This window comes from Salinivibrio sp. PR5 (genome assembly GCF_001996085.1).
Taxonomy (GTDB): Bacteria; Pseudomonadota; Gammaproteobacteria; order Enterobacterales; family Vibrionaceae; genus Salinivibrio; species Salinivibrio proteolyticus.
This window is the reverse complement of the sequence record NZ_MUFK01000012.1, coordinates 30,283-42,683: the sequence shown is the minus strand read 5'-3', so window position 1 is coordinate 42,683 and position 12,401 is coordinate 30,283. Positions and strand designations below refer to the sequence as shown.

7 protein-coding genes are annotated in these 12,401 nt (G+C 53.9%); 3 read left to right on the top strand and 4 right to left on the bottom strand.

Annotated elements, in window-relative coordinates:
- Nucleotides 1-65: 65 nt before the first annotated feature.
- From BZG82_RS06720 to BZG82_RS06710, 3 genes are read left to right on the top strand one after another with little or no spacing between them, the layout of a single operon-like run.
- Nucleotides 66-2,891 carry a glycosyl hydrolase family 18 protein gene (locus BZG82_RS06720; protein WP_077765451.1) on the top strand — a complete coding sequence of 942 codons (2,826 nt, stop codon included), beginning with the start codon at nucleotides 66-68 and terminating at the stop codon, nucleotides 2,889-2,891.
- 52 nt (nucleotides 2,892-2,943) lie between these two features.
- Nucleotides 2,944-4,116 (top strand): lytic polysaccharide monooxygenase, encoded by a 1,173-nt coding sequence (locus tag BZG82_RS06715; protein ID WP_077765450.1) that lies wholly within the window; start codon nucleotides 2,944-2,946, stop codon nucleotides 4,114-4,116.
- A 9-nt stretch (nucleotides 4,117-4,125) separates the two neighbouring features.
- Complete coding sequence (locus BZG82_RS06710; protein ID WP_077765449.1) at nucleotides 4,126-6,756, top strand: glycosyl hydrolase family 18 protein; 2,631 nt, start codon at nucleotides 4,126-4,128, stop codon at nucleotides 6,754-6,756.
- Nucleotides 6,757-6,833: 77 nt separating this feature from the next.
- Here BZG82_RS06710 and rlmB read toward each other — a convergent pair whose 3' ends face one another.
- From rlmB to BZG82_RS06690, 4 genes are all read right to left on the bottom strand, one after another.
- Nucleotides 6,834-7,568, bottom strand: a complete 735-nt coding sequence (rlmB, locus tag BZG82_RS06705) for a 23S rRNA (guanosine(2251)-2'-O)-methyltransferase RlmB (protein ID WP_077457597.1) — start codon at nucleotides 7,566-7,568, stop codon at nucleotides 6,834-6,836.
- A gap of 3 nt (nucleotides 7,569-7,571) precedes the next feature.
- Complete coding sequence (gene rnr, locus BZG82_RS06700) at nucleotides 7,572-10,067, bottom strand: ribonuclease R (RefSeq protein WP_069589703.1); 2,496 nt, start codon at nucleotides 10,065-10,067, stop codon at nucleotides 7,572-7,574.
- A 208-nt stretch (nucleotides 10,068-10,275) separates the two neighbouring features.
- Nucleotides 10,276-10,896 carry a flagellar protein MotX gene (gene motX, locus BZG82_RS06695; RefSeq protein WP_069589705.1) on the bottom strand — a complete coding sequence of 207 codons (621 nt, stop codon included), beginning with the start codon at nucleotides 10,894-10,896 and terminating at the stop codon, nucleotides 10,276-10,278.
- A gap of 201 nt (nucleotides 10,897-11,097) precedes the next feature.
- Nucleotides 11,098-12,396 carry an adenylosuccinate synthase gene (locus tag BZG82_RS06690; protein WP_077765448.1) on the bottom strand — a complete coding sequence of 433 codons (1,299 nt, stop codon included), beginning with the start codon at nucleotides 12,394-12,396 and terminating at the stop codon, nucleotides 11,098-11,100.
- Between the last annotated feature and the right edge of the window lie 5 nt (nucleotides 12,397-12,401).

Here is a 12,401-nt window from a genome sequence, read left to right as displayed (position 1 = left end):
GGAAAGGACACATCAAACGCTACCTGCATTGATGAAATTCGCTTCAAAAATTTTGGGAGCAAAATATGAAACTGATGACGCCATCACGTGCCGTCGCGCTAGGTTTGGCGGGACTCGCGTTAAGTAGCCCCAGCGTACATGCTGCGGTTGATTGCCAGCCCCTGCCCAATTGGCAAAGTGGCAATACCTACACCCAAGGGGATCAAGTTAAAGCGGACGATACCGCCTATGAGGCAAGGTGGTGGACGCAAGCCGATCCTGCCACCCAATCAGGGGAGTGGAAAGCGTGGAAAATCCTCGGCCAGTGCGCGGGCAGCGTCAACCAAGCCCCTACCGCAACCTTAACCGTCTCCCCGTCTGGACCCGTTAAGGTTGGCGACACACTCACCTTCACCCTCGCCGGAACCGACACGGATGGCACAGTAACCTCATTCGTACTCTCACAAGGCGAGACTGTCTTATATGAAGGTGCAGAAGCGACCACCATTGACTGGCAAGCCGAACAAACGGGGCGCTTTACGTTTACGCTCACCGTGACCGACGACAAAGGCGCGACCGATACCCAAACATTGCAACAGGTAGTGGGGGATGACCAAACCGGCGGCGATGAGTATGCCTGTCGCCCTGCTGGTTTATACACCACCCCAGATGTCGACGTGCCGTATTGCTCGGTGTATGACGAAAACGGCCTTGAAGACATGGGCGCCGATCACCCTCGCCGTGTCATTGGCTATTTCACCAGCTGGCGAAACGGTGCCAACGGCCAGCCAGCTTATTTAGTCAGCGATATTCCTTGGGACAAGATCACCCACATTAACTACGCCTTTGCCCATGTTAACGCGGACAACCAATTGTCTATCGGCGATCCCAACGCCCCTGATAACCCAGCGACCCAAATGACCTGGCCAGGCGTGGCCGGCGCAGAGATGGATCCAACCCTGCCGTACAAAGGCCACTTTAACTTGCTCAACAAGTATAAAAAGCAGCACCCCGACGTGAAAACGCTGATCTCCGTGGGTGGCTGGGCCGAAACCGGGGGTTACTTCGGTGAAAACGGCGAGCGCATCGACAGTGGCGGTTTCTACACCATGACCACCAATGCCGATGGCAGCGTCAACCAAGCTGGCATTAAAGCTTTCACCGACAGTGCCGTCGCCTTCTTGCGCCAATATGGCTTTGATGGTCTCGACATTGATTATGAATACCCATCGTCAATGAAAGACTCAGGCCACCCTGACGATTTCGAGTACTCCAACCCACGTCGTGCGCACTTGAATAAATCCTATCAAGTGCTGATGAAGTCGCTGCGTGAAGCGCTCGATAAAGCCAGTGCACAAGATGGCAAGCACTATATGCTGACCATTGCCGCACCGTCGTCGGGTTACTTATTGCGCGGGATGGAAACCTTCCAAACCACCCAATACTTAGATTACGTCAACATTATGAGCTATGACCTGCACGGGGCATGGAACGATCATGTTGGCCATCAGGCGCCGCTGTACGACACCGGCGAAGACTCGGAGCTTAAACAGTGGAATGTCTACCAAACCCCTGAGTTTGGCGGGATTGGTTATTTAAATACCGACTGGGCTGCGACCTACTTTATGGGCGGTATGTCTCCCGGCCGCATCAATATTGGTATCCCGTATTACACCCGTGGCTTTAAAGACGTACAAGGTGGCGATAAAGGCCTTTGGGGACGCGCGCCACTGCCAAACCAAAGTGAGTGCCCAGCCGGCACCGGTGTCGGTGAGAAAAACAAATGCGGCAACGGTGCCGTCGGGATAGATAACCTTTGGCATGATGTGGACGAGCTCGGCAACGAAGTGCCTGCTGGCTCTAACCCATTGTGGCATGTGAAAAACCTGCTCGACGGCAAACTACCGGCCTATGCGGCGGAATACGGACTCGACCCTGAGCAAGACCCCACTGATCGCCTTACTGGTAGTTATCAGCGTTACTACGATGACATCGCCAAAGCGCCATGGGTTTGGAACGAGGAAAAACGTGTATTTCTGTCGATGGAAGACGAAACCTCGATGGCCGAGAAAGTGGACTACGTCGTCAACAAAGGCCTAGGCGGGGTGATGTTCTGGGAGCTGGCGGGGGATTATCGCTATGATGATCAGCGTCAAGCCTATTTTATGGGTGACACCCTGACCTCGCTGGCGTACCAAACCTTTAAGCAATCCGGCAGCGACTACTCGCTACAACGTGGCGACGCCAACTTCCAAGTGCCAAGCGAGCAAGTGGATGTCACGTTTGACGCGCTGAACTTCCCAGTGGGCGATGACAACTACCCTATCCGCCCCACGTTCCGCTTTACCAACCATTCGGATCTGGACTTATCGGGCGCCACCATCAGCTTTGATGTGCCGGTGTCAACCTCGGCCATTTTTAAATCTGACTGGAACTCCCAGAAAAAGCTACGCATGGAAGTCGTGCGTGATAGCAGCAACGCCAGTGGTAACAACATCGGCGGGTTTGATGCCACGCATCATCGCTTTGCCATCACCTTGATCAACGAATGGGGTGGCATAGAGCAAAGCTTTAAGCCGGGTGAAACCTTGGACGCTCAGGTGATGTACTACATGCCGATCACTAACCCGACCAATATCACCATCGAAAAAGATGGCCAGCGCTATGCGGTAAAGCAGGAGTATCCAAGCCTTCCGCCTGCGCTACCCGGTAGCACCGGTCAAAGTGGTGGCGACACTCAGTGTCCCGGCGTCGATGTTGCCAGCCTGAGTACCTACCCCAATTGGCCCAATGGTGGCAACCATGCCAGCGGTGGCGACCAACTTATCTACCAAGAGGCGGTATGGGAAGCCAAATGGTGGACCCAAGCGGCACCCGGTGGTCAAGCTTGGCGCCAAGTCTGCAGCCTCTAATCCATTTCTGATCTTGAATGCGGGGGCTGCGTGCCCCCGTTAAGGAGTCGTTATGTTCAAGTCTTCGCTCACACAGTTTTCCTGCCGCAGCGCCGTGGCCCTTGCGCTGGTCGCAAGCAGTTCACAAGTGATGGCACATGGCTATTTAGAAAGCCCCAAAGCACGCCAAGCGATTTGCCATGAGCAAGGAGGCTATTGGTGGCCTTCAGATGGATCACGTATCCCTAACGCTGCCTGTCGCGCTGCGTTCTTAGAATCGGGGCACTACCCATTTGTGCAACACCACGAATCAGCGCAATTGGTGGCAGATTATCGCAATATGGATGCGGTGAAAGCGGCCGTTACCGATGGCAACTTATGCGGTGCCGGTGATCCCAATAAAGCCGGGATCAGTTTGCCCTCACCGGATTGGCAACGGACCGAAGTCACCCCAGATGGCAATGGGCAAATTGACGTGCGTTTTCGCGCCACCACACCGCACAACCCAAGCTTTTGGGAAATTTATCTGACCAAGCCAGACTACAACGGCGCGACCGATGCGCTGACGTGGGACGATCTCGAAAAGATCGACACCTTTGGCGACCTGCCCATTGTGGTTGGCGATAACGGTAACCGGTATTACGAGATGACCGTGACCCTGCCCGCCGATCGTCAAGGTGATGCCATTCTCTATAGCCGTTGGCAACGTATTGATCCGGCCGGAGAAGGCTTCTACAACTGTGCCGACATCACCATCACCCCTAGTCAGACCGCACCCGCCCAATGGCACGAGCTAGGATACTTTGTCCCACATCCACAAATGGCAGCATTGGGCGATCGCGTGCGGGCCCGCTTGCACAATCGCCAAGGCCAAGAAGTCGTGGATGTCACACTCACCCTGACGGACCAAAATGTGGCGAATTGGCCACACGCACTGGCCAGCCTTATTGAGCAACAGGCTAACGAGCCCTTACGTATCGGGGTGATGCGCCACGGTGAGATCCAGTTTAATGCCGATGACGTGGTGCAAAACCAAGTCTTTAGCCATCACGATAGCTATAGCTTCAATCTGTCGGTGATCCCGGCTACCGACGAACCCACCAGCAACCTGCCCGCTTGGAGTGCATCTGACGTCTATGTGGCCAAGGATCGCGTGCGCTATGGCGACAACATCTACCAAGCAAAATGGTGGACACGCAACGAGCAACCCGGCGCTGCCCTTGTTTGGCAACGCGTGACACAATAAGGAGCAAACATGAAGCCAATGACCCTACTCTCTCTGGCGATTGCTGGGGCACTGGGTGCCAGCCACGCCGTGGCGGCCCCCTCAACCCCAAGTTTGGACTGGAAGCCACAAAACTATTCTTTTGTTGAAGTCGACGAATATGGTCGCGGATCGTACAAAGATCTGGTGCAACGCGTGGATGAAGTCCAAATTGAGATTAAATGGAATGCGTGGTCCGGTGATGGCGGTGACAGCTACAAGGTGTACTTTGACGATCAAGTCGTCAATCAAGGCACCTTACCGGCAGGAACCAAATCCGGCATTGTCACTTTTCCCTATGACAAAGGCGGCCGCCACCAGCTTAAACTCGCCTTGTGTGAAGGCGGCGTGGATGGCCAGTGTGCGACCAGTGCCGCCAAACCCATCGTGATCGCAGACACCGACGGTGTGCATCTTGACCCACTGCCGATGAATGTCGACCCCAATAACAATGACTACCCCAAACAGCCTGATACCGTGGTGGGGGCATACTTTGTCGAATGGGGCATTTATGGCCGTAACTTCGATGTCAGTCAGGTGCCCGCGGGGAATCTCACCCACATCTTATATGGCTTTATCCCTATTTGTGGCCCCAATGAGTCATTGGGCGACATCGAAAATGGCAACAGCTTGCGCGCGCTTGAGCTTGCCTGCCAAGGCTCAAAAGACTATGAAGTGGTGATCCATGACCCTTGGGCTGCGATTCAGAAGAAACTGCCCGGCACACCAGCTCAAGATCCAATTGGTGGCACTTACGCGCAAATGATGGCGCTCAAGCAGCGCTACCCGGATCTGAAAATTCTCCCATCCGTTGGCGGCTGGACCCTATCAGACCCCTTCTATGATTTCACCGACAAAGCCAACCGTGATGTCTTTGTTGCCTCGATGAAAGAGTTCCTACAAACCTGGAAGTTCTATGATGGGGTCGACATTGACTGGGAATACCCAGGCGGTGGCGGTGCCAACCCAGATTTAGGCAATCCCGATAAAGACAGCCAAGCCTACGCGGCCTTAATGCGTGAGCTGCGTGCGATGTTGGATGAGCTCGAAGCCGACACGGGCCGTGAGTACCAACTCACCTCGGCCGTCGGGGCCGGTTATGACAAAATCGCCAACGTCGATTACAGCGCCAGCGCGCCGTACATGGATTACATCTTTGCCATGACCTACGACTTTTTCGGCGCATGGAATAATGTCACCGGTCACCAAACCGCGATTTACTGCGGCAGCCATATGAGCGCCGATGAATGTGATGGTACTGGTGTCGATGATAACGGCGAACCCCGTAAAGGTCCTGCCTACACGCTCGATAATGGCGTGCAATTACTGCTCGAAAGCGGCGTGCCACCGGAGAAAATGGTGATCGGTACCGCGATGTACGGCCGCGGCTGGGAAGGCGTTTTCCCTGCCAATGCAACCGATCCTAACAACCCGATGACCGCCCCCGGTAACGGCCCAATCAAAGGCAGTACCGCTGATGGTATTTGGGAAGCGGGCGTGATTGACTACAAAGGCGTCGTCAAATCAATGCTCGGTAGCGCGGGGAACGGTATCAATGGCTTCCAACCCGGTTATGATGAGCAAGCTGAAGCGGCCTACGTTTGGAACCCAGACAACGGCAAGCTAGTCACTTATGACAACCCACGCTCGGTCAAAGCCAAAGGCCAGTATGTACGCAACCACAACTTCGCCGGTTTGTTTGCTTGGGAAATCGATGCCGACAATGGCGATATCCTTAATGCGATGCACGAGGGCTTAGCACAGGATGGTCAACCACCTGTCAATAGTGCTCCTAGCGTCACCCTTGCGCAGCAAAGCTATACGCTGGCACCCGGATCGTCGTTAACCATTGCCGCCAATGGGCGTGATCGGGATGGCGATACCCTGACCTATCGCTGGCAAGGCGATACGGCGCTGACCCTGACTAATAGCGACACGGATTCGGTTACCGTGACCGCCCCCGATGTGAGCACCAGCACCGACTATTCCCTGTCGGTGACGGTATCGGATGGTCAAGCCAATGCCGAGGCCAGCACGACTATTAAGGTGGTGGTACCGGGTGAAAACCAAGCCCCTACTGTGGCACCTATCGCCCCTGTTAGCCTGAAAAGCGGTGAGCAAACCCGCGTGACGATTGAGGCAAACGACCCAAATGGCGATACACTCAGCTACACCTACCGTGCATCCGGCGATCTGGCCGTTGCTGGCAGCGGTGATCAGGTGACGCTGACCGCGCCCACCGTGACGGAGAATCGCGACTATGTGGTCACGGTCGAGGTCAGCGATGGCGACAAAACCACGCAAGCGCAATTCACGGTAACCGTGACGGCGGCCAGTGGCTTACCAACGTGGGATGAAAACACCGTGTATGTCGGCGGCGATCGCGTCCTGTATCAAGGGGTTGAGTATCGCGCCAAGTGGTGGACCAAAGGCCAGCGCCCAGACCAAGGCGAGCCATGGGAGCGCGTCGGGGATAGCCAAGCCAACCAAAGCAGTGAATGGCAAGCGACCGTTGCTTATTCCGGTGGCGATGAAGTTGAATATAACAACCAACGCTACCAAGCCAAGTGGTGGACGCAAGGCGAAAAGCCGGGCAGCGCCGCGGTCTGGCAATTGCTGTAACAGTTTTTCACTTCCCTCAATGACAAAACGCCCCAACAGGGGCGTTTTTCTTCAACGGTGGACAAAAGGCAAGGCACTTAACGACGCTGACGCACCGCTTCATACAAACAGACGCCAGTCGCCACGGACACGTTCAAGCTCGACACGCTACCCGCCATTGGGATCCGAATCAGCTCATCACAGGTTTCACGCGTCAAACGGCGCATGCCATCTCCTTCTGCGCCCATCACTAAGGCGAGCGGCCCCACCAATTTGGTATCGTAAACATCATGATCGGCCTCACCCGCCGTGCCCACAAACCACACGCCCTGCTCTTTGAGCGCACGCATGGTTCGCGCTAAGTTGGTGACGCGTACTAAAGGCACGACTTCAGCGGCGCCACAGGCGACTTTTCGCGCCGTAGCATTGAGCTGAGCGGATTTGTCTTTCGGGACAATCACTGCACTGACTCCGGCTGCATCCGCGGTACGCAAGCACGCCCCCAAGTTGTGGGGGTCAGTTACCCCATCAAGCACCAGCAGCAAGGGACTCTCGGTATTGGCGAGGATCGCCTCCAAGTCATTCTCGTTATACTGACGGCCCGCTTTGACACGTGCCACAATCCCTTGGTGCGACGCACCTTGGGTTTTGTCGTCTAACGCTTTGCGGCCGACTTGCTGAATACTGATCCCCAGCATCGCTAATTCGTTTAGTACAGGCACCAAGCGTTCGTCTTGACGGCCTTTTAGCACCATCACGTCAATAAAGCGAGATGGATCAGTCGCAAGCACGGCTTGGACGGCATGAATGCCGTAAATGGTTTCATTACTCATGGGTTACTTCTTTTTCTTGACCGCTTTAGGTTTTTGCTTCTTCGCCTTTTTCTTGCGTGCTTTTTCCGCAGGCGACTTACCTTTGCCCTTCTTGCCTTTTTTCTCTGCAGGGGCCTTGTCTTCTTCAACGCTAGGCACGGCGCCACGTTTCAGTTGCTGACGCACGGACATTCGCTCGCGACGGGCTTGTGGGTCTTTATTCGACTCCGCACGGCCTTTCTTGCGTTTGTCACGGGCTGTTTTCCCCGGGCGACGGGCTTTGCGCTCAGAGCCTACCAGCTCAAAGTCGATTTGTCGCTCATCCAAGTTAACGGCTAAGACTTTCACGGTCACCTGATCACCGAGTCGGAACACACGTCCCGAGCCTTCACCGACCAAGCGTTGACCCACCATATCAAAGCGATAGTAATCATTATCGAGGTTGGAAATATGGACCAAACCGTCGATGTGTAACTCATTGAGGCGAACAAAGAAGCCAAAACCAGTAACATTGGCAATCACGCCTTCCAACTCATCACCAACGTGATCTTGCATGTATTCGCACTTAAGCCAATCAGCCACATCACGGGTAGCATCATCAGCACGACGTTCGGTTTTCGAACACTGCTCGCCGAGCACATCCATATCGTCAAATGAGTAGTGGTAGCCACCGGTCGGGGTCCAACGGTCTTGGTTTTTACCTGCTTGTTTGGCAATCAAGTATTTGAGTGCACGGTGCAACAGCAAATCCGGATAGCGACGAATAGGCGAGGTGAAGTGTGCGTATTGCTTGAGTGCCAAACCGAAGTGGCCTTGGTTATCCGCTTGATACACCGCTTGCTTCATCGAGCGGAGCAACATGGTTTGGATCAGTTCACTGTCAGCGCGACCATGCACCACATGCATCAGTGCCGCGTAGTCTTTCGGCGTCGGCTCAAGGCCGCCGCTGAGACTCAAGCCTAACTCGCCTAAGAAATCTTTAAAGCCACTGAGGCGCTCTTCGCCCGGCGCTTCATGGACACGATAGAGTGCTGGCTCTTTGTGTTTTTCCACAAAACGCGCCGACGCGATATTGGCCAAGATCATACACTCTTCGATGATCTTGTGCGCATCGTTACGCTCCACCGGCACAATACGGTCGATTTTACGCTGTGCGTTGAAAATAAACTGAGTTTCCACCGTCTCGAACTCAATCGCCCCGCGTTGTTGGCGAGCCTCACTGAGCACTTTGTACATATCGTGCAAGGTCTCTAAGTGCGGTACCAGAGAACGGTAGCGCTCACGCAACTCCTCATCGCCTTCAAGGATGTGAGACACCTTGGTATAGGTCAGACGCGCGTGGGAATTCATCACCGCTTCGTAATGCTTGTAGCCAGATAACGCACCTGACTCAGAAATCGTCATCTCACACACCATACACAAGCGATCGACTTGCGGGTTCAGCGAGCATAAACCATTGGAAAGCACTTCCGGCAACATGGGCACCACTTGATTCGGGAAGTACACCGAGTTACCGCGGTTTTGCGCTTCTTTATCCAACGCCGAATCAGGTCGCACATAGTAGCTGACATCGGCAATCGCTACCCACAGACGCCAGCCGCCCGAGCGTTTACGCTCGCAATAGACCGCATCATCAAAGTCGCGGGCATCTTCACCATCGATGGTCACCAGTGGCAAATCACGTAGATCGACGCGGCCCTCTTTGGCTTTTTCTGGTACTTCCTCACTCAAGCTTTTCACTTGCTTGAGTACCGCATCCGGCCATTGGTGGGGAATATCGTGGGTGCGCATCGCAATTTCGATTTCCATGCCGGGCGCCATGTTCTCGCCCAGCACTTCAACAATCTTACCGACAGGGTTGGTTTGTCGAGTCGGGCGCTGCATGATCTCGACCACCACCACATTGCCCATACGCGCACCTTGGGTTTGCTCTTTGTCGATCACGATGTCTTGACCAAGACGGCTATCATCGGGCACGACAAAGCCCATGCCATCTTCCACAAAGTAACGGCCCACGATCTGACCTTGGCGTGCCTCGAGCACCCGTACTACACGGGCTTCTTTGCGGCCTCGCTTATCGGTGCCGACACCTTGGGCTAAAATCACATCACCGTGCATCACGCTACGCATTTGATGGTGCGGTAACATCCAATCATCGTGATTGCCTTTGCCTTCTGGGCGTAGAAAGCCAAAGCCGTCTCGGTGACCGATGACAGTGCCTTTAACCAAGTCTAATCGCTCGGGTAAGGCGTAGCACTGGCGACGGGTAAACACCAATTGGCCATCACGCTCCATAGCGCGCAGGCGTCGACGTAAGCCTTCATACTGTTCATCACCGGCGAGCCCCAAGTGTGCGAACAGATTGTCTCGACTTACCGGCGCTTTAAAGCTGCGTACGACCTCGAGCAGGTGTTCACGGCTAGGGACGGGATTGTCATATTTTTCTGCTTCACGAGCTTGGTGCGGATCGGCCGCAATGCCTGTGGGCGTATTTTTTGTCGAACCTGTGTCTTGCGACATAGACCTTTTCCTATTGGCGTATGTTGATTTCATTATATCTGTTAACTGACGCTAATGCGCCGCGATGATCGCAGTTTGACGTTTTGTTTCAGCGTCTTGCTTGTAAACAACGAGAGGAATATGGCGCAGGCACCATATCGAATCAGATTGGAAACAGATGAGTGGTAACGAGTATAACGAATTTGTGTGACAAAATCGCTTATTGTGCTTACCAATAACTGGTGCGACGTTTGGCGCGCGCAATAATGTTTTGTGGCATACGCGCTTCTAGCGCAGCACGCAGCTGAGCAATCCGGTTGCGGGTTTGGGTGTCCGCGGTAATAGTTTGGTACAACCAACGGTATGCATCTTCATAATCGAGCGGCGAGCCGACATCATCCACTAGCAGCTCAGCCAGTAAGATGCGTGCACGCGTATCCCCCAGCGAAGCCGCTTCACGCAGATAAGGAATGGCTCGGCGCTGGTCCTGCTGGACGAGCGTGCCATTGGCATAATAGCGTCCCAGTTGCTCGAGTGCCGCGGGCAAGCCTTGTTGTGCCGCCAGCTTCATGTAGTAAACACCCAGCTCCGCATCCTGATCCACACACACGCCCCACGCTAGCATATCACCGTATAAAAACTCATAGGCGGGCGATCCAACACGGGTGGCACGGGCTTCAATATCTTGGATCAATTGGCACTCGTCCTGCTTCACCCGTTCAAGGTGAGAGTTAGTTTCGAACAAGGCAATCAATTCGCTCTCTTCATACACAGGCACAGCGGGGCCGACGTCCGCTTTGGCCGCTGCTGTTGACAACAAAAGAGAAAAAACTAGCGTTCGAAACTTCATGCCTACTCGCTATCAAAACAAAAAACTAAGCAGCAGCGTCAGGGCTACCTGTGCCTTTTTTGTATCGGCGCTATGTGAAATGACTTTAGCAAAGGCGGCAAGTTTTTTCCGCTATCGCGCGATTTCGATTCCAAGCTGGGCGAAAAAAGCATTAAAAAAGCCAGCGACAAGGCGCTGGCTTTTATCATTCAAAGCAATTGCTTATTCAGCAAACGGATGTACTTTGATGATGGTTTCGTTACGGTCAGGACCGGTTGAAATAATATCAATCGGCACACCGGTCAGCTCTTCGATACGCTTGATGTAATCGAGCGCCGCTTGCGGCAGTTCGTCGAGAGATTTCACCCCAAAGGTGTTCTCGCTCCAACCAGGCATGCTTTCATAGATAGGCTCGATGTTTTCGTACGCGTCAGCGGCCAGAGGGGATACCTCAACAGTTGAACCGTCTGCCATCTTGTAACCGGTACAAATTTTGATTTCTTCCAAGCCGTCCATCACGTCAAGCTTGGTCAGACAGAAACCTGACACTGAGTTGATTTGTACTGCACGACGCATCGCAACCGCATCAAACCAACCACAACGACGTTTACGGCCGGTGGTCGCACCAAATTCGGCACCTTTAGTACCAAGGTGCATGCCAATCTCATCATCCAACTCAGTCGGGAATGGACCCGCACCAACACGCGTACAATACGCTTTAGCAATACCCAAGATATAGCCAAGGTGACGCGGACCAAAACCAGAGCCTGCAGCAACACCGCCGGCAGTGGTGTTCGACGAAGTAACGTACGGATAAGTACCGTGGTCGATGTCTAGCAAGGTGCCTTGTGCGCCTTCAAACATGATTTTGTCACCACGTTTGCGGGCATCATCAAGCTCTTGAGTCACGTCCATCACCATACCAGTGAGGATGTCCGCTTGCTTCATGACTGTCGCCAAGGTCTCTTCATAGCTCACAGGCTCAGCCTTGTAGAAATGCTCAAGCTGGAAGTTATGGAATTCCATCACTTCTTTTAGCTTTTCAGCAAAGGCTTCTTTGTCGAACAGATCGCCAACACGCAGACCACGACGTGCCACTTTATCTTCGTACGCAGGCCCGATACCGCGACCGGTCGTACCGATGGCTTTCTTACCGCGTGCTTGCTCACGTGCTGCGTCAAGCGCAATGTGATATGGCAGGATCAGAGGACAAGCTTCTGACAGGAATAGGCGCTCACGAACCGGCACACCGCGCGCTTCCAGCTCACCCATTTCTTTCAGCAGAGCATCCGGCGACAGCACAACACCGTTACCGATGATACATTTAACGTTGTTGCGAAGGATACCAGAAGGAATCAAGTGTAGGACGGTTTTCTCGCCGTCGATGACAAGAGTATGACCAGCATTGTGACCGCCTTGGTAGCGAACCACGTATTTTGCGTCTTCAGTCAAAAGATCAACGATCTTTCCCTTACCTTCGTCACCCCATTGGGTGCCGAGAACTACTACGTTATTACCCATCTTTT